The sequence below is a fragment of the Roseibium sp. AWQ4_290 genome, from assembly GCF_056160985.1.
In genome coordinates this window covers 361,180-378,912 of sequence record NZ_JBSWYG010000001.1, presented here as the reverse complement: position 1 = coordinate 378,912, position 17,733 = coordinate 361,180, and the positions used below count along the sequence as shown (strand labels likewise).

The following is a 17,733-nucleotide window of genomic DNA, read 5'->3' as shown; positions in this document are numbered from 1 at the left end:
AGCCCACATAGTCCGGTTTATGTATGTCCTGCGGTTCAGAAACGGAACAGCTGCCGAGGAGTGCCAAAAATTCGGTGCAAGGCACAAAGAAACAAATCTTCTTTTCAATCCTGGTCTTTTGGCGCTTGTTGGATCCGGAAGGCGTGTCTGTGCCAAAACGGTAAGGTTTCTGGAGCTTTTTGCCGCAATGCAGGGCCGGTTCAGGCCCCAATTTGACGCAGATACTTTATTCGAGACCTTCCGGAAAATGTTTCAGATTTCAAGCTTTTTTGGCGGAAACCGTGTTTGCCTCCGAGCTTTTTGGTTACGTGGCTTGGTGGACCAAAGGCATGTTTTGTTGGGCGTTTGCTGGTCTGGAATTTTCTCTTTTTCGTGTTTTGAACCGTTTAAAGGTCAACAGACTGTTCACCTATTCGGTGCTAGTTGGCCTTTTTGGCGATCACTATCTTTCAAATATGAACAAAGGCGGTGAATGACACCGCAAACTGGAGATGGTGATGACCAAAGCAGTGAAACACATTCTTCAAATTGACGCTTCTGCGCGAAAAACAGCCTCAGTGACGCGGGAATTGACGGAGACTTTGGTGACCAGGCTTGTGGCCCAGACACCGGATCTCACGGTGGTCAAGCGGGATGTCTCTGAGGGCCTCCCGTTTCTCGATGAGGCTTGGGTGGGGGCGAATGTCACAGACCCTGCCGACAGAAGCGAAGCTCAACGGTCCATACTTGCCCTGTCCGATACTCTGGTCAGTGAACTGAAGTCTGCCGATGTGATTGTGATTGGTACTCCGATCTACAATTTTTCAGTGCCCGCAGCTCTCAAAGCCTGGATCGATCAGATCGCCCGTGCACGTGAAACCTTCAAATATACGGAAACAGGGCCAGTCGGCTTGCTGGAAGGCAAAAAAGCCTATGTCTTTGTGGCTTCTGGAGGTACGAAAGTGGGCTCCGACGTTGACTTTGCCGCAACTTATCTGAAACACGTTCTTGGTTTCATAGGAATTGAGGATGTGACGATCGTCGCAGCTGATCAATTGATGCTTGATCCGTCCAGCAAAGAAGAGGCGATGGCGAAGGTTCTCTCTCTCGCCGCTTAACAGCCAGCTGCCGGGACATCGGCAATTTGAATTTGGTCCTAAGTATCTTGGTAAAACCAAGAGCCTAAATTGCAACTAAAAAGTGTGATTTTGGCTTCGGCATTTCAAGTTCTTTTGACGGCTTGGTAAGCCGTCAAAAGCTAACCTAAAGCTCAGCCAGATTGCTCTCATTCAAGCGCAGCTCAGTTTCTCTTTTGCGGCACCTTCTGGTGCAGAGGCTGTGATGTTTGGAACTGAATTTCTCTTTTTTCGTGGAGCAATTGAAAGCACTTTCTAGTGCTTTCAATTTACTCGCTTTTTTGTGACCTCAAATCAACCCGACCACAATTGCAGCCAAAAAAGCGAAAGCTGCAAAGAAGGCAATCCTGTTCAGGTTCCGCGCAAGGGTCATCTGTACACTCCCGAATTACCTTTGATTAGACGCATGATCTTAGGCCAGAGAAGCCGTGATGCGAAGGAAAAAAGTTATTGCATTGCAGCGAAAGAGATGCATCTACGGGTTGAGCGGTTTTTAAGTCCCCGTTAAGGTCTTGATCATCAACATTAACTGTTGCATCTCTTCCGAGCGGAGTTTTTTTGCGCTGGTAAGCTGTTTTCTGCGGTTTCTGTCCTCTGGAGGGCCCTGAAATGGAGCTTCTGGAGCTGAAGTGCGGAGCTGGATTGCCAGCAAAAACGGCAAAAAGCTCCAGTAGCGTAAAATTAAGGAGCGCCCGCTAATATGAGGCCTGTCGCGGGGGCGCAGCGGAACGGCAATGATTAGTCTTATCAAACTGGCAGAACTGGCTCGGGATACCAGTGCAACTGGCCGGAGAAGCCTGGTCAACATGCTGACGGATCTTTTCGTCGGTGCCGGTGATGATCGCGACGAGCAAATCAGCCTGCTGTTTGGTGACATCGTTCTCAAGGTGCTTGGGCAGCTTGAGGAGGAAACGCGCATGATCCTGGCCAAACGGATGTCGGCCGAAGCGAGTGCGCCTCACGATCTGATGGTGCATCTGGCGCAGGACACATTTTCTGTAGCCGAGCCGGTTCTTGAGAACTCACCGGCGCTCAATTCGGATGATCTGGTTTCCATTGCTTCATCTGCGTCGATGGATCATCTCGGGGCGATTGCTGGCCGGGCAACCGTCGATCAATCGGTTACAACCGTTCTTGTCGACCGCGGTGACAGCAATGTTCTGACCAAGGTTGCCGGGAACGAAGGCGCAGAATTTGCAGATGCCTCCTTTTTGAAGCTGGTGGAGAAAGCACGTGCCAATGAAGCCATCCAGTCGGCGCTGGTCAACAGGACGGACCTACCGGAAGAAGCGGCACATGCCCTGTTGCCGTTTCTCACGGAGGCGTTGAAGGAGCGGATTTCCTCCTTGGGTGCGGACAACACGCTGGTGCAATTGCTTGCCGAACGTGCGGCAACAGAAGTTGCGGCGCGCACGCAAAAGCTTGACAAGGCGCGGGATGAGTCGAATGCCTTGATCAAAGATGTTGTGGCTAAAAAGACCACCATTGATGAGGCAATAAAGCAGTTTGCACGTGCCGACAGAACAGCGGAACTGGGCATGCTGCTGGCTAAGGTGAGCGATCTGCCGCCAGCTGCCGTTTCTCAGCTGCTTTTCAGCGCGAGCGACAAACCTCTGATCATTCTGTGCAAGGCCAACGGGGTAACCTCTGACGCCTACAAGGACATTTTGACCATGCGGGCGCGCCGGTTGCGTCTTGGTGGCAGCGGGTTGAACGCTGCTATTCAGCGGTATTCTGTCTTGAGTGAAGAGGGAGCCCGCAGGTCCTTGGACACTTTGAAAACATCAGGGGCCAGCTTCGGCCTGAAAACGGGGGAAGATCCCGTCTGTGAAGAGGCCGACTCAGCGCGCAAGGACATCCCTTTCGCTTCCAGCCGCTAGGGCGGAGCCCTAGCCAGAAGTTTTTTGCAAGGTGGCAGTCATGGCCGCTGCGGAAATCAGAAAGCCTCCCCCGGCCTTGTTGATCCAGCGGAGCAGAGAGGGGTTCGACAATTTTGTGCCAACTGCAGCTGCTGCCAGTGCGTAAAGGGTCGCATTGAAGACGGCGAGAAGCACAAAAGTGGCTCCCAGAAGCGTGAGCTGTGGCACGACTGCTGCCTTTTGGGCAATGAAGTGCGGCAGAAAAGCCATGAAAAAGATGATGCCTTTCGGGTTCAAGGACGTGACCATATAGGCACGCCAGAACATCTTGCCTGCGGAAACGGCTTTCATCTGCTGCCCCCCAAAAACGGCAGGCTGGCTGCGCCACATTTTGATACCAAGCCAGACAAGATAGCCTGCCCCCACCCATTTCAGGATTGAAAAGGCAGTCGCAGAGGCCGCGAGGATTGCGCCAAGACCCAGAAGCGACGCCGTTGCCGCCGTCGCATCCCCCAGCCCCACTCCCAGAACCACAGGAAAGGCAGACCGGCTTCCTTGGGTCAAGGCGTAGCTCACCACCAGCATGATGGTTGGCCCGGGAATGGCCAGAACGACAAGGGTGGCGGCGATATAGGCTGAATAGAGATCAAGGGTCATGGAAGGCTCGACAAGGGATCTGACTTCAGGAATTGTGAGACCCAGTCAGGCACAATCCGGACCTGGCCGCAAGAGGGTGAATGATCATGCTGAGGATGTGCGTGACCGGGGGACTTCTCTGGTCTTGCGGTATGGCCTGTATGACCCTTGCCTTGGCTGCCGACGCGGTTCCGGCCCCGCGGCCGCTTTTGGCTCCAGGCAAGGCGCCCTTTCTGGAAGGTGTTGATGCGCCTCAGCCAAAGCCGTCCTGGTCTCCCCGTTCCCCTTCAGCGAAGCCCCGACCATCCGGTGTCCAGACAGAGGCCGTGGCGGCAAAGTCCTCGTCATGTGATTTATCCGGCGTTCTTTTTACCGCTGTTCCGGCTATTCACGGTGAGACATCTGGGGATTTGGGGTGTGGTATTGAGCAGCCAGTTGCCATTTCAGGCGTGCAACAGGGCACGTTGACCATTGCGTTTCCCCGTAAGGTGACGGTCTCCTGCAAGTTTGCCAAGGTTCTGACAGCCTGGCTGAAAGAGGAGGTGGCGCCAGTTGTGCGTGCTCGGCTTCAGCTGGACCTCAAAGGAATCCGCTCGGGACCTGGCTATCAGTGCCGCCGCCGCAACAACCGGCTGGAGGGCAAATTGTCCGAGCATGCGCTGGGCATGGCCGTTGATATTGGCGGTTTTGCGCTGAGCGACGGAACGTATATTTCCGTTGAAAAGGACTGGGGAACGAGCTCCGCAAAGGGACGGTTTCTGGATCATATCCGAAAAAGTGCCTGCAAGCGTTTCACGACTGTGCTCAGTCCGGAGGGCGATGCGTTTCACAAATCACATTTGCATCTGGATATTGGCTGTCACGGAAAAACTTGTACGTATCTGATCTGCCAGTGACGAAGATGGGGCGCAGGAAGTGCAAAAAACCGGCAACGGGCCGAAGCCAGTTGGGCTGGCAGGGGCCTGTTGCCGGAAGGTGCGGGGCGTCCTTGGATGGTTATTGGCAGAAACGTTGCACGCCCCGATACGTGGTGTAGGTACCGGTGGAGGGGTTGAAGGACCGGTATTTGGAGGTACAGTACTGATACCAGGCCGGGCTCCATGGCTGATAGCCAACCGGCCCTGCAACCGGCGCCGGGGCCGGCGGATAGTAGTTGGTGCGGGGCGGCGCGGTATAGGACGGCCTTTGGGTCGCCCCCAGAAGAATTGCCCCAGCTGCAAGTCCAATCACGCCAGCAGCAACGGCTGCACCGACATTGTCATTGTTTCTGTGACGCTTGTGCCGGTGATGATGATGGTGCTGGTGGTTATGATAGTGATTGTTATGACCACGCCAGCCATCTCTGGGACCAGCCTGGGCAGCGGAAAATGCCGGTACAACGAGCGCGCCGGAAAGGGCAATGGCAATAAGGCGTTTGCTCAAAGGGGTCATATCTGATGTCTCCAAATACCTGCGCCTTAATCGTCCGGCGCCGTGTCTGATGATGAGACATTGACATTTGTGCCCTGAACCGGTTCTGAGATTGCTGTTCATCTTGCGTTCAGATTCCGGCTGTGGTCAGTCTTCATTTGGGAGACCTTACCGGACGCAGGAAATTGGCAGGAGATGCGCGTGACACCGCCGGACACACCCTCAAATGAAACCGATCAAGAGCCAAGGCAAGTTCTCCTTCCCACGGATGACCAGGCGAGGCGCATGGCCAGAGGCCTGATCCGGACTGCCCGGTTCGGTGCTTTGGCAGCTCTGGAACCAGAAACCGGCCATCCGCTGGCGAGCCGGGTGGCGACGGCGACGGATCTTGATGGAACACCGGTCATCCTGACCAGCGCCTTGTCGGGGCACACGGCTGCCATCCGCCAGACACCATCCTGCTCGCTCCTGGTCGGGGAGCCGGGTAAGGGAGACCCTCTGGCGCATCCCAGAACCACGTTGTTTTGTCAGGCCCGGCCGGTCGACCGGAACAGTGAGGCGCATCAGCGCTTGCGGCAACGCTATTTGCTGCGCCACCCGAAAGCCGGCCTCTATGTGGACTTTGGCGATTTCTCGTTTTTCCGGCTTGACCTGGAACGGGCCAGCCTGAATGGCGGCTTTGGCAAGGCGTTCGAGCTGTCCCGGGAGGATCTTCTGAGCCCATTAAAGGATGCGGATGGCTGGCAGGCCATGGAAGGGGGCGCTGTGGCCCATATGAACGAGGGCCATAAGGATGCTGTCCAGCTCTATGCCGAGGTGTTGTGCAAGGCGGAGGCGGCGGATTGGACTCTTTCAGGTCTTGATCCGGAAGGGCTTGATCTGGTGGCCGGAGACCGGGTTGAACGCCTTTGGTTCGAGGCGCCGCTGGAAACGCCGCAGGATGTCAGGCCCCTTCTGGTAACCTTGGCCAAACAGGCCAGGCAGGCGAATGGCGCCTAGAGGAGGGCGTGCCGCGTTCCAATAGAGTCAAACGGGTTTGTCTTTGCGTTAAGATCTTTGATTTCAGGCAGTGACAGGCAAACCCGATGAAATACGGCTTGCTTAAGGTGCTTGTGAAAGCGCTTGTTTCCGGCTAAAAACCAGCGTCTTCTTCCATCAGGATGTTGTGTTTTGCCTACGCTTTAACCGGTCTTCGATCCCGCCCTGCATTTTCAAGAATGCGTGTTTGATGTGTTCGTCATTGGCGGATCGGGACCGGTTTGGCCGGCCCTTGCCATCTTTTTCCAGAACCGATACGCCGGATCAGCCGCAGCCTGTTTGCGTGCAAGCTCCCTGTTGAAGCGTTACCGGCCGCCAGACCGCACACCACAGGCATAAGTTGCCTTGGCGTCCCGACCTTCCGTTGACGGACTTCTCCTTTCAGGAAGACCAACGGAATGTCGTCTTTATCTTGTATTGAATGGACCCTATCAGCTGCCAGCCTGCCTTTGCTCGAACGCCACTGCGCGCGCTGTGGCTGTCCGAAACCTTTTGAAACAAGCGGAAAGTTCCGCGTGAATGCAAATGGCAGCCGTCTAGATGCCTGGTTGATTTACAGATGCATCGAGTGCGGAGCCCGCTGGAACCGGCCGGTTCTTGAAAGGCGCTCTGTGCATTCTGTCCCTAGTTCCGTGCTGTTTGCCTTGCAGGCGAACGATCCGGTGATGGCCCGAACATGTGCCCTTGCAGCCAGCCCCCATGCAGATGTGTCCATAAGGCAGGCCGCTGCCGCATTCACGCTCACACGGCGAGCCGTCCCGGCCAAAGCTGGTGCGCCTGTGGGGTTGACGATCTGGAACCCGGATAAATGTCGGGTCCGCCTCGACAGGGTCCTGGCAGAGGGGCTGAATATGTCACGCGCTACGGTCCTGGCGCTTTTGGACAGCGGGTCTCTGCGGTTGACCGGGGAAGGGTGTAGGGCGTTCCGAAAAATTGTTCGGCATGGTGTGAGGTTTGAGATCAGCCCGGCTGCTCCGGTGTGGCAATCTGATCTTTATGCCCGTCTTCTGGGGGCGCCGTGAAACAAGGAGAGCCAAGATACGCCATTGCGCCCGATGCTTGAATTCTGCGCGCTATGCTGCGCGCAGATGGCCGAGAAAATCTGAGAGGCCGTTCTTGATAGAACTGATCTGGGTGGAGACGTCTTCAACCCGTCCAACCACGTCCTTGACCTTGTCTCCTGAGGCGTGGGCCGCCTGATTGACCCTGGTAATGTTGTGCGCAATTTCAGCGCTGCCTTGGGCAACGTCGCTGGCGTTTTTGGCAATCTCCGAGGTGACCGCATTTTGCTCTTCAATGGCCGAGGCAATGCCGGAGACCTGTTCGCGGATATCCTGCATGGACTTGACCACTTTGGAAATGGCATCGGAACAGGTCGAAGCACCTGACTGAACGCCGCTCAGCTGTGTGCCGATCTGATCCGTTGCCTTGCCCGTCTGATTGGCAAGAGCTTTCACTTCCGAGGCCACCACCGCAAAGCCCTTGCCGGCCTCGCCAGCACGAGCGGCTTCAATTGTTGCGTTGAGCGCCAGCAAATTGGTCTGGTCGGCAATATCGCTGATGAGTTTCAGGACATCCGTGATTTCTTCCGCCGCATCCGACAAGCTTCCGACTGTCACGCTTGAAGTTTCTGCCTGCTGACTGGTGTGAGTGGTTGAACCATTGGCCAGCGTGATCTGGCGGCTGATTTCCTGAATGGAGCTGGCCAATTCCTCCGAGGCGGAGGCGACAGATTGGACGGACGCGGTCGACTGTTCCGCCGCAGCGGCCACGGTGTTGGACCGCTCCAGTGTTTCGTTGCTGTTTTGCGCCAGAAGGTGAGCGCCGTTCGACAGGTCCTCAAGCGCTTCCACGACCATCTCGCAGCTGGCCATCAGCTTGCCTTCCAGCTCATCTGCCAGCCGCAGGCGGGCTTCGCGCTGGGCGGCTTCCGTCTGGAGTTCCTCTTCCCGGGCCTGTTCTTGAAGCCGCTGCATTTCAATCAGGTTCTCCCGGAATGTTTCAAAAGCACTTGCCACCTGACCGATTTCGTCGCCGGACCGGACCGTCACCTGAACGTTCGTGTTGCCTTTCGCCAGTTCAAGAAGCCCGCCGGAAACTTCATTCAAGGGTTTTGAAATGAGGTAGCGGGCAAACAGAACCGAGCCGAAACTGCACAGCACCAGAGTGCCGAGAGAAATCACGATGATCTGCTGTAAAGCCTGCTTCTCATGGGCCTCCGCAGCGCGTGCTGCAGCCAGTGTGAAGCTTTCGATTTCTCCCAGCAGGGCCACCAGTTCCTGATCAATACGCTGCTGTTCCTCTTCCAGAGTGCTGAGCAAGCCTACTGCTGTTTCTAGATCGTTGCGGGTGATCTGCAACATGATGTCGTCCAGGTGACCCTTGTAGACCTGATATTCCTGGTCGATCCGTTTCAGTTGGCTGAGGGCGGAGCTGAATTCCTTGCGCTCCGCCTCGGAGTTTGATTTCTTCAAGGCGTCGGCTGCCAGCGTTTCAGCTTTCAGGATTTCTTCCCGCACCTGTGTTTCAAGATTGCGCAACTGGTCCTGCAGGGCGGCAAGGTCTGCTTTTTCGTGTTCTGCACGCAGGCCCGCGACCCGCATCATGCGCTCCACCACTGCCGCCTGCTCCAGTTGATGGTTTGTCACGTGGCTGATGGCCTCGGTGAGCGGAATATCCTTTTTCGCAATATTCTCAAGCTCTTTTCCGATAAGGTTCATCTGTATTATTGCCACGCTGGCAACAATGACGAGGCCGATGCAGAGAAAAGAAACCAGAGACAGAATTTTCGCCGCTACTGATTTCGAGATTGGATTGGATCTTTGCCCCATAAGCGTGCTTGCCCCGTCCTGGGTTGAAAAAAACGCTACGTAATTGAGTGCAAATTCTGTAACTGATGGTTGAAAAATCAGTTAACCTTCAATCCCGAATTTCTGTCTCGCTGCTTTTTCTTGTTCCGCACACAAAAACGGGCGTGGCCCAGGAGGAACCTCGCAACCTATATGCCTGCGAATGCTGCCCGAAGGGCTATGGATTGCAATAGGGAAGATATTTCCAAAGGCCAGCACAAACGACCTGCTGCGTGAATCTTTCTGGTTGTTCGGTCTCAGCATCACCGTTCAAAGCTTTGAGATAGTTGGAAAAGTCGTAGCTGACGTAGCTTTCCTGCCTGGCTTCCTTCGCTGTTCTCAAATAGGTTTTCACGAGATCTCTTGGAACGGAGCGCTGCTTGATATCGAGCCGCCATTTATATTCGATCGACCTATCGGTAACAGGTGAGGTGCGATGGTAGGAAAAGACTTCATTTTCAATAGCAATGTCTTCTTCAGACCGGAAGCCGAGCAAGGGCTCTGTGACCTTGATTGTATGTTCATAGGTTTTGGGCGATTCTAGCCTGATGGGGGATCTCCGGTCGAAACCGGATGGGGTCGGCAGGGAGTTATAGAGACTTGAGGCCCGCATTACGAAATCCTCTGCCGTTTCCGGTTGCGAGAAGTCTTCTATGCTCAGCCTGTAGTTTTCAAAGACCGTGAACTCGTTGGTTTCTTTGTTGTCGACGATTTTCAAGCGGTCGGCGCGTTCCAGGCCGGGGTAGCGCTTTTCGTAATAGGTTGCATATCTTCGGCTCATTTCCCGTTTGCCAACGCGGCTGAACTGGCGGCGCATATAATCGGCCTCACTGTCGCGAAAGATGGACGTGATTTGGAAGCGGACGGGATCTTCAGGCTTGTCCGGAAGCCAATAGCTCTCGGTAACGGTACTGGCGGTTCTTGTCGGTCTTTTGGGATCAATGGGTTGAAGGCCGTCCAGATCTTTGTCGAGCACCAGCGCATAGCCATAGTCCGGCTGAACAATGGAATTGCCCGAACCGCCACTTTGGGTCCAGGTAGGATCCAGCCAGAACACGTCCTTGCCGATTTCAGCACGCACGATTGCATGGTTGAAGCGGTAAGGCGAGGCCAGACGGTCTGGAAGACCGTATCCAGTGCTTGTATGGGCGAGGGCAACGGCCGCCTTGATGCCCATCACCCGCAGGACGGCGGTCAACAGCAACGACTTGTCCTTGCAGTCGCCAAATCCGCGCTCAACCACGAGGCTTGGCTGACGCGGCACAAAGCCGCCATAGCCGACGGCATTGCTCATATATCTGATATCGTTTTGCACAAACTGAAGCGCCTTGCTCATGCGCTCAGCAGGAGATGCGGCTGTTTTAAGGATGTTGGCGATTTCGCTTTGGTACCTGTCCGGTAGCCCCGCTTCTGGCTGGTAATAGCCGGCCACTTCGTCCCGAACGGCGTTCCAGTCCTCCCATCCCGAGACTTCCAGATAGCCCCAGAGCGGGAACTCGCGCGGGCGGTCGTCTTCCCCCGGAACCGCATCTGACCGGTCCAGTTGCCAGACATAGTTGTCGGAGCCATCCTTCGTTTCGACTTCGGGCGCAAGGTCGATGCCGTGCGTGGCCTGCTGAAAGTCCGTTCCGGCTGGAACGCGCAGCTTGATCCTTTTGAGCCCCACCGGAATGGAAAATTTCAGTCCGTTGGAGAAGCCGAGCGCTGTTTTGAACAGCGGACGGACCTCCGACAGGGTGTAGGCGATTTCGATACGGTCTCCGATCTGAACCCCTTCGATGTCGTCATGTGCGGTCAGCCAGCCATCTATGATTCCCTCTTCGAGATCTTCTTCTCGCCGCAGCACTTCCGGGGCCAGAGTGTCCAGAATATCAATCTCTATTCCGTTGCGAAGGATCCGGGCGCGATGCAGGGCCAGGTCCTCAACCTCCGGATTGAACTCAATGTCGAGCGTGGCCGCATATTCAAGGCCTTCCCGGTTGAGGACTTCAAGCACATAGCGGACATACATGGTTTGGATCTGTCCGTCCCAGTTCCACTGGGTGTCATCCAGGATCCATGCGACACCATTTTGATGTTCGTCGCTGAAAGTTGCATCCAGTCCGCGAATGTCAGCGTCTTCGACCCAGGTTGGGGCCGCAGACTTCGTGACCTGGCTGGCTTTGGCGAGCGGATGAAAGAAAGCGCCCACGAGGATCGTGAGGCAGACGATGCCGAGACGTCTGGAAAAGTTTGCAGTCATATGTGTCTTGAAACCGGTTGCTGTAGGAGTGTCATAAGGAAAATTGCTGAGGAGCAGTTCACCCTCTTCTTCTCCGGTAATCAAGTTCGACCCCGGAATTTTTCCTGTCCCGGAAGACCATAAGGTCATTGGAAAAAAAAGCCGCGCAGAGCGCGGCTTTCTAAATTGTTTGCTGTTGAGAGGTTGCTGGCTGTCAGGGACGGCCCCAGCCACCGGCTGTCGGGGTGATGACCGTAACGGCTTCGCCCGGTTCCAGAACCGTTTGATCGCAGCCTTCCAGTGTCTCGCTTGTGCCGTTAAGGCGCCGGACTTCCGTCCGGCCAAGCTCGCCATCGCTGCCCCCGTCAAGACCTTTCGGGTGCAGGGTCCGGTGAGAGCCGAGAATGGCGCAGTCCATTTGTTCCAGAAAACGCAACGTTCGCTTTGTGCCGTCACCTGCAAACCATTTGCCCTTGCCGCCGGAGCCTTTGCGGATATGGAAATCCTCCAGCAGCACCGGGAAGCGGAATTCCAGAACTTCCGGATCTGTCAGGCGGGAATTGGTCATATGGGTGTGAACCCCATCCGTCCCGTTGAACCCCGGCCCGGCCGGGGAGCCGGAGCAGATGGTCTCGTAGTACTGGTAGGTATCGTTGCCGAAGGTCAGATTGTTCATCGTGCCCTGAGCGTTGGCCATGGCGCCCAGCGCCGCAAAAACCGCATTGGTGACATGCTGGGAGGTTTCCACATTGCCTGCGACCACGGCCGCCGGATAGGACGGGCGCAGCATGCAGTCATCCGGAATGAGGATCCGGATCGGCTTGAGACATCCCGCATTCATGGGGATATCGCCATCCACCATCACCCGGAAGCAGTAAAGGATGGCGGCGCGTGTGACCGGTTCGGGCGCATTGAAATTGTTGGGTTTCACGGGTGATGTGCCGGTGAAATCAACGGTTGCTTCCCGTTTGTCCCGGTCAACCGTGATCTTCACCTTGATCACGGAGCCCTGGTCGGTTGGATATTCGTAATCTGACTCCTTGAGCGCCTCGATCACGCGCCGGACGCTTTCTTCCGCATTGTCCTGAACGTGCCCCATATAGGCCTGCACCACATCCAGCCCGAAATGCGCCACCATCTTGCGCAGTTCCTGAATGCCCTTTTCATTGGCCGCGATCTGAGCGGACAGGTCCGCCACATTCTGATGGGGGTTTCGGGCCGGGTAAGGGTGATTGGTCAGGAGCTCAATCAGCTCCTGTTCGCAGAACCGGCCTTGATCAACAATCTTGAAATTGTCGAACAGAACCCCTTCCTCATCGACATTTGTCGCGCGCGGGGTCATGGAGCCCGGCGCGGAGCCGCCCACATCCGCATGGTGGCCGCGCGAGGCGGACCAGAACAGGATCTTATCGCCCGCATCGTCAAAGACGGGGGAGACGACAGTGATGTCCGGCAGATGGGTGCCGCCATTATAAGGGGCATTCAGGGCAAACACGTCGCCTGGCCTGATTTTGCCCTTGTTCAGCTTGATGACCGTTTCCACTGACCGGTCCATGGAGCCCAGATGCACCGGCATATGCGGCGCATTGGCGACCAGCGCCCCGTTCGCATCAAACACGGCGCAGGAGAAATCCAAGCGTTCCTTGATATTGACCGAATAGGCGGTGTTTTGCAGCGTCACGCCCATCTGTTCTGCAATCGACATGAAAAGATTGTTGAAGACTTCCAGCATGACCGGATCGGCGTGGGTGCCAACCGCTCCGGCATGTTTCAGCTCGACAATCCGGTTCAGGATGACGTGATCCTTGGTGTTGATCTCGGCCTGCCAGCCCTCTTCAACCGCAATGGTGGCATGGGATTCAATGATGACTGCCGGGCCGGTGACCCGCATGCCGGGTTTCAGGGCATCGCGTTTGTAGATTTTCGCGTCATGCCAGATCCCTTCTGAATACATGCGCGTCAGCGTCTCAGCAGAGGCCGTGTCCTGGAACAGGGTCTGGTCAGGCTCCACCAGGCCGGCGCCACCGCCTGCTGTTTCCACCTCCAGAGCTTCCACAACAATCGGCTTGTTGTCATAGGCAAAGCCGAACTGTTTCTTATGGGCGTCCTCAAAGGCCGCGCGCATATCCTGAATGCCTGCAAGCGGCACGGGCAGGGGGGTGTCCGTTCCGTCGTAGCGCAGATGCGCCATGGCAACCGTGCGCCGGGCGCTTTCCGGAATTGCCTGCCGTTCAAGTTCCGCTTCGGTCTGGGACGCCAGCTGGTCCTTCAGGGCATGCAGGTCCGGCAAAAGGCCGTCAGTCAGCGTCTTGACCACGGCCTGCTGCCGTCCGGCCCGGATGTCGGCCAGTCCCATGCCATAGGCGGACAGGATGCCGGAGAACGGATGGAGGATGACGGTTTTCATGCCCAGGCTGTCCGCCACGCGGCAGCCGGTCTGGCCGCCTGCGCCGCCAAAGCAGGTCAGGGCATATTCGGTGACGTCATAGCCCCGCTGCACGGAGATCTTCTTGATGGCATTGGCCATGTTCTCCACGGCAATCTTCAAGAACCCGTCCGCAACCTCCTCCGGTGACCGGCCATCGCCGATCTCTGCGGCCAGATCGGCGAATTTGCGGCGGACCACGTCGCCATCCAGCGGCTGATCCTGATTGGGGCCGAAGATTTTCGGGAAGAATTCGGGCGCCAGCTTGCCCGTCATCAGGTTTGCGTCGGTGACGGTAAGGGGGCCGCCCCTGCGGTAGCAGGCTGGGCCCGGATTGGCGCCGGCGGAATCGGGACCAGCCTGGAAACGCCCGTCCTTATAGTGAAGAATCGAGCCCCCCCCTGCGGCAACCGTGTGGATCATCATCATGGGCGCGCGCATGCGCACCCCGGCGACCTCGGTTTCAAAGGCGCGTTCATAGTCGCCGTCAAAATGGCAGACATCGGTGGACGTGCCGCCCATGTCAAAGCCAATGATCTTGTCAAATCCGGCCATGCGCGAGGTTTCCACGGCACCGACCACGCCGCCGGCAGGGCCGGACAGGATGGCGTCCTTGCCCTGGAACAGATCCGCTGCGGTCAGCCCGCCCGAAGATTGCATGAACATCAGCCGCGGGCCGTCGCCCAGCTCTTCCTGCACCTGATCCACATAGCGTCGCAGGATCGGCGACAGATATGCATCCACGACCGTCGTGTCGCCCCGGCCGACCAATTTCATCAGGGGCGAGACCTCGTGGGAGACGGAGATCTGCGGGAAACCAATTTCCCCGGCAATCTGCTTTAACACCACTTCATGGGCCGGATATGCATAGGCATGCATCAAGACGATGGCGATGGAGCGGATGCCTGCGTCCCAGGCGGCCTGCATCATGGCGCGGGCGCTGTCTTTTTCGAGGCTCTGTTCGACCGTTCCATCTGCCCGGACCCGCTCGGCAATCTCATGGACGCTTTCGTAAAGCAGTTCCGGCTTGAGGATCTCCTTGGCAAAGATCTTCGGCCGGGCCTGATAGCCGATTTCCAGGGCGTCCCGGAACCCTTTCGTGATGAACAGGGCCGTGCGTTCCCCCTTGCGCTCCAATAGGGCGTTGGTGGCGACGGTCGTGCCCATTTTTACGGTCGCCACCTGATTTGAGGGAATCGGTTGGCCCTTGGCTACGCCCAGAAGGTCGCGAATACCCTGAATGGCAGCATCCCTGTAGGCTTCCGGGTTTTCTGACAGGACCTTGTGCGGATGCAGGGTTCCGTCCGGCGACCGGCCGACGATATCGGTAAAGGTGCCGCCGCGGTCGATCCAAAAATCCCATTTGCCCGTCATGTTTTCCCTCGGTTCTGTGCGGCCGCTTTTTCCGTTTCGGATCAGGGGCCGGCAGTCTTCCATATCTTTTTCAGATTATACGTTGACATTTTATAGATAAATTGTCGATGAAAATTTTAGCTGCCTGGTTCGTCCTGGCTGCCGGAGGCTTTCCGTGCCGGCTTGTCTGGCGGAGGCATCAGGGTGAGGCCGCTCGCGCCAAAGCCGAAAACTTTCAAGGCCGGATTCGTGCTGCTGATCTCAAAGATGCGCTCCGCAAACACAAGCTCCCTGTCGTCGCTATGAACTAGAAGCAGCCAGAACCGGTCGCCGTCCGGCCGCTCCTGAACCACCTTGATGTTGTCGAAATCGATGAGCGGTTCGAAGCTGGCTGTGTCTCGAAGGTAATAGGTCAGGGCGGGTGCGGCGAAGCGCTTGTGAAGCAGCAAGCGATCGGCGGGGCTGCGGTTCTGAAGATAATAGGTAGCGATTTTACGCCATTCGGGCCGCAGCTTCTGTGTCACTGTGTAGGCAAGCTCGGGAAAACTGAGCCAAAGCGCGCCTGCAGCCACTGCAATCAGGGCCAGGTGGGGCAGGTACGAGACTGCGCCAGCCGCCGCCAGCAGCAAAAGCCCCGGCCAGGCACCGATTAGGTAGCGGTCAAACAGGATCGGCTGAACAGTGATCGAATAAAGATAGGCGAGCAGCGGAGGACCTACGGTAAAACCAAGACAGACAAGGCCTTTTTGCCATGTCCTTTGTGTCTCAACTTGGCCTGTCGTTGCTTTGTTGGGGCGGACACAAAGCGCTGCCACACCGGTAAGCGCCAGGGCGCACAGAACCCAGAAAAGCGCAAGCGAGCCCGTGATCGTAAAGACCATGGTTTCCAGGAAGAGCAGATCCGGATAGGCGATCCAGAAACCATTGTTGGCAACGCTGTGGGCACGGTCCGCCAGAATGGACAGCCAGGGCAGGAACAGCAGGGCGCTGATCCCCATGGCAAGACAGGCGGCAAAGGCATTTGACCGGCGCAGAGACTTTCCGGTCCAGATCTCAGAAAGCGCGATCAGGCCGCAGATGGCGCCGGTTCCGGCAAATCCCAGGAGCGCATAAGTGTGGCTGTAGAGAAAAAGCGTGCCGCCAATGGCGAGTCCGGCAAACCTGGTGTGGGTCGGGCGCTCCAGCACCTTGAAGAGAAACAGCAAAAACACGAGCCCGCAGGCGGCGAGGAGAGCATAATTGCGGGCCTCGGTGGAATACCAGATGTGAAAGGGCGACAGGGCCAGAAGAGTGGCGGCAAGCAGTCCGGCGTTCCGCCCCGCAAGCTCCTTTCCCGCCAGATAGATTAGCCAGACGGCGGCCAGTCCCAGAAGCGCGGACGGCAGCCGCAAGGCGGTTTCGCTGTCGCCGATCACGGGCATTGTCAGCCACAGGATCAGGTTGTGCAGCGGCGGATAGTTGTCCCCGGCAACGGCTGTCAGAAGATCCTGCAGACTGTGGCGGGACTGATTCCAGCTCACGGCCTCGTCATACCACAGGCTGGTCCGGTCCAGGTTTAACAGCCGCAAGCCGGCTGCAACGGCCAAAATGGCGCCAAGCAGCAGGCCGCCCACCTTACCGGATCTGTCTTGATGTTCTGCCGTTTCCATGGGCTCCCCCGTACTGGCCTACTGGATGGTGTTTGGCCCGGCCCCTTTGAAGAATATCTTTGTGCGGGGATTTTGGCGCCAGAAAAGAGGCGCTAAACTGTCACAGGTTTTTTCAAGATCAAAGCCAGAGGGTTACCGCTTGAACGATACGTCCCGCTCCTCCGCATCCGGCGGATCTGATGCAGATCCGTCCCCCGGAATTGGCCCTGTTGTCTCGGCCGCGCACCTTGCATCCGGGGCAATGCCCGCGCTGTCGGAGGTCGAATTTGCGGTCACCATGATGGTCAATGCCTATCACCGCTGGATGGTACGCTGTATGGCGGCGGGTGGAACAGAAGGGCTTGCACCGCTGGACGTGCTGATTCTGCACTCGGTCAATCACCGGGACCGAAAGAAAACCTTGTCCGATATTTGCCTCGTCTTGAATATCGAAGACACCCACACAGTGACCTACGCGCTGAAGAAGCTGGAAAAGGCCGGTTTGGTCGTCTCCGGGCGGCGCGGCAAGGAGAAAACGGCTGAAATCACACCGGCCGGTGAAAAGGCCTGTGAGGAATACAAGCGCCTGCGGGAAGCGCTTCTCGTCGAGCCGATGAAGGCGCTCGGCCTGGACGAGCAGGAATTGTCCCGCCTTGCGGCCACCTTGCGTCTTGTGTCCGGAAATTACGATCAGGCAGCCCGGGCCGCTGCCGCTATGTAGCGTGAGCGGGCCAGGTTGCAACGAATCTTTAAAAGCAGCTCTCCGGCGCAAAAGGTGCTGCAGTGTTTTTTTGTTGAAAGCTACAAGATTTCTTGTAGGGTCGAAATATGAAAGAAGAGAAAGCCATTGCCGCCTTGTCCGCCCTTGCGCAGGAAGACCGACTTGCAGCGTTCCGGCTGCTGATCAGCCAGGGCTCGCAAGGACTGCCCTCCGGAAGCGTTGCGGAAAAACTGGATGTTCAGCCGACCCGCATGTCGTTTCATTTGACCACTCTGGAGCGGGCCGGGCTTTTGACGGCACACCGGGAAGGTCGGCAAGTGCGCTATGCGGTCGAATATGGGCAAATGAAGGATCTCTTGTCATTTCTGATGGAGGATTGCTGCGGCAGCAATCCGGCGATTTGCTGTTTTGACACGCCGTCAGGGGCTCTCGGCACGGCTGTGGCGGACCGGCAAAGGCCCTGAAGCTCTCTTCTTCT

The 17,733-nt window shown here is 56.9% G+C and carries 14 protein-coding genes; 8 read left to right on the top strand and 6 right to left on the bottom strand.

Annotated elements, in window-relative coordinates; all coding sequences use genetic code 11:
- The first annotated feature begins 281 nt into the window (after positions 1-281).
- The 3 genes from ACXAH0_RS01660 (at position 282) to ACXAH0_RS01650 (ending at position 2,995) form a co-directional block, all read left to right on the top strand.
- A complete protein-coding gene (locus ACXAH0_RS01660) occupies positions 282-476 on the top strand; it encodes a hypothetical protein (RefSeq protein WP_475172275.1) in 195 nt (64 codons plus the stop codon).
- Between the two features lie 15 nt (positions 477-491).
- Positions 492-1,097 carry an FMN-dependent NADH-azoreductase gene (locus ACXAH0_RS01655; protein WP_475172276.1) on the top strand — a complete coding sequence of 202 codons (606 nt, stop codon included), beginning with the start codon at positions 492-494 and terminating at the stop codon, positions 1,095-1,097.
- Between the two features lie 752 nt (positions 1,098-1,849).
- Positions 1,850-2,995, top strand: coding sequence for a DUF2336 domain-containing protein (locus ACXAH0_RS01650; RefSeq protein ID WP_475172279.1), 1,146 nt, complete (start codon positions 1,850-1,852; stop codon positions 2,993-2,995).
- A gap of 9 nt (positions 2,996-3,004) precedes the next feature.
- Here the strand turns inward: ACXAH0_RS01650 and ACXAH0_RS01645 are convergent, their stop codons facing one another.
- Positions 3,005-3,631 (bottom strand): LysE family translocator, encoded by a 627-nt coding sequence (locus ACXAH0_RS01645; protein WP_475172280.1) that lies wholly within the window; start codon positions 3,629-3,631, stop codon positions 3,005-3,007.
- 305 nt (positions 3,632-3,936) lie between these two features.
- On the opposite strand from ACXAH0_RS01645, the gene ACXAH0_RS01640 reads away from it, so the two are divergent.
- Positions 3,937-4,506 carry an extensin-like domain-containing protein gene (locus tag ACXAH0_RS01640; RefSeq protein ID WP_475188579.1) on the top strand — a complete coding sequence of 190 codons (570 nt, stop codon included), beginning with the start codon at positions 3,937-3,939 and terminating at the stop codon, positions 4,504-4,506.
- A gap of 100 nt (positions 4,507-4,606) precedes the next feature.
- Here ACXAH0_RS01640 and ACXAH0_RS01635 read toward each other — a convergent pair whose 3' ends face one another.
- A complete protein-coding gene (locus ACXAH0_RS01635; protein ID WP_475188577.1) occupies positions 4,607-5,041 on the bottom strand; it encodes a BA14K family protein in 435 nt (144 codons plus the stop codon).
- Between the two features lie 174 nt (positions 5,042-5,215).
- Between ACXAH0_RS01635 and ACXAH0_RS01630 the strand changes: the two genes are divergently transcribed.
- Together ACXAH0_RS01630 and ACXAH0_RS01625 are read left to right on the top strand one after the other, a co-directional pair.
- Entirely contained in the window at positions 5,216-6,019 is an 804-nt protein-coding gene (locus ACXAH0_RS01630; protein ID WP_475188575.1) for a HugZ family pyridoxamine 5'-phosphate oxidase, read from the top strand.
- 437 nt (positions 6,020-6,456) lie between these two features.
- On the top strand, positions 6,457-7,080 hold the full coding sequence (locus ACXAH0_RS01625) for a DUF1062 domain-containing protein (protein WP_475172286.1): 624 nt from the start codon (positions 6,457-6,459) through the stop codon (positions 7,078-7,080).
- A gap of 51 nt (positions 7,081-7,131) precedes the next feature.
- On the opposite strand, the gene ACXAH0_RS01620 is transcribed toward ACXAH0_RS01625, so the two are convergent.
- The 4 genes from ACXAH0_RS01620 to ACXAH0_RS01605 all read right to left on the bottom strand — a co-directional run bounded on the left by ACXAH0_RS01620 (position 7,132) and on the right by ACXAH0_RS01605 (position 16,555).
- Entirely contained in the window at positions 7,132-8,778 is a 1,647-nt protein-coding gene (locus ACXAH0_RS01620; protein ID WP_475188572.1) for a methyl-accepting chemotaxis protein, read from the bottom strand.
- 307 nt (positions 8,779-9,085) lie between these two features.
- Entirely contained in the window at positions 9,086-11,149 is a 2,064-nt protein-coding gene (locus tag ACXAH0_RS01615) for a DUF3857 domain-containing transglutaminase family protein (RefSeq protein WP_475188571.1), read from the bottom strand.
- Positions 11,150-11,342: 193 nt separating this feature from the next.
- Entirely contained in the window at positions 11,343-14,927 is a 3,585-nt protein-coding gene (locus ACXAH0_RS01610) for a hydantoinase B/oxoprolinase family protein (RefSeq protein WP_475188568.1), read from the bottom strand.
- Between the two features lie 116 nt (positions 14,928-15,043).
- Entirely contained in the window at positions 15,044-16,555 is a 1,512-nt protein-coding gene (locus ACXAH0_RS01605) for a glycosyltransferase family 39 protein (RefSeq protein WP_475188567.1), read from the bottom strand.
- A 241-nt stretch (positions 16,556-16,796) separates the two neighbouring features.
- On the opposite strand from ACXAH0_RS01605, the gene ACXAH0_RS01600 reads away from it, so the two are divergent.
- Both ACXAH0_RS01600 and ACXAH0_RS01595 read left to right on the top strand, forming a co-directional pair.
- Positions 16,797-17,255 (top strand): winged helix DNA-binding protein, encoded by a 459-nt coding sequence (locus tag ACXAH0_RS01600; RefSeq protein ID WP_475172989.1) that lies wholly within the window; start codon positions 16,797-16,799, stop codon positions 17,253-17,255.
- A 107-nt stretch (positions 17,256-17,362) separates the two neighbouring features.
- Positions 17,363-17,719, top strand: coding sequence for an ArsR/SmtB family transcription factor (locus ACXAH0_RS01595; protein WP_475188565.1), 357 nt, complete (start codon positions 17,363-17,365; stop codon positions 17,717-17,719).
- Positions 17,720-17,733: the final 14 nt, after the last annotated feature.

Bases quoted from the DNA above. Each gene is read 5' to 3' on its own strand.
- ACXAH0_RS01655 (WP_475172276.1), top strand. From the start codon at position 492: ATGGTGATGACCAAAGCAGTGAAACACATTCTTCAAATTGACGCTTCT.
- ACXAH0_RS01650 (WP_475172279.1), top strand. From the start codon at position 1,850: ATGATTAGTCTTATCAAACTGGCAGAACTGGCTCGGGATACCAGTGCA.
- ACXAH0_RS01645 (WP_475172280.1), bottom strand. From the start codon at position 3,631: ATGACCCTTGATCTCTATTCAGCCTATATCGCCGCCACCCTTGTCGTT.
- ACXAH0_RS01635 (WP_475188577.1), bottom strand. From the start codon at position 5,041: ATGACCCCTTTGAGCAAACGCCTTATTGCCATTGCCCTTTCCGGCGCG.
- ACXAH0_RS01630 (WP_475188575.1), top strand. From the start codon at position 5,216: ATGCGCGTGACACCGCCGGACACACCCTCAAATGAAACCGATCAAGAG.
- ACXAH0_RS01625 (WP_475172286.1), top strand. From the start codon at position 6,457: ATGTCGTCTTTATCTTGTATTGAATGGACCCTATCAGCTGCCAGCCTG.
- ACXAH0_RS01620 (WP_475188572.1), bottom strand. From the start codon at position 8,778: ATGAACCTTATCGGAAAAGAGCTTGAGAATATTGCGAAAAAGGATATT.
- ACXAH0_RS01615 (WP_475188571.1), bottom strand. From the start codon at position 11,149: ATGACTGCAAACTTTTCCAGACGTCTCGGCATCGTCTGCCTCACGATC.
- ACXAH0_RS01610 (WP_475188568.1), bottom strand. From the start codon at position 14,927: ATGACGGGCAAATGGGATTTTTGGATCGACCGCGGCGGCACCTTTACC.
- ACXAH0_RS01605 (WP_475188567.1), bottom strand. From the start codon at position 16,555: ATGGAAACGGCAGAACATCAAGACAGATCCGGTAAGGTGGGCGGCCTG.
- ACXAH0_RS01600 (WP_475172989.1), top strand. From the start codon at position 16,797: ATGCCCGCGCTGTCGGAGGTCGAATTTGCGGTCACCATGATGGTCAAT.
- ACXAH0_RS01595 (WP_475188565.1), top strand. From the start codon at position 17,363: ATGAAAGAAGAGAAAGCCATTGCCGCCTTGTCCGCCCTTGCGCAGGAA.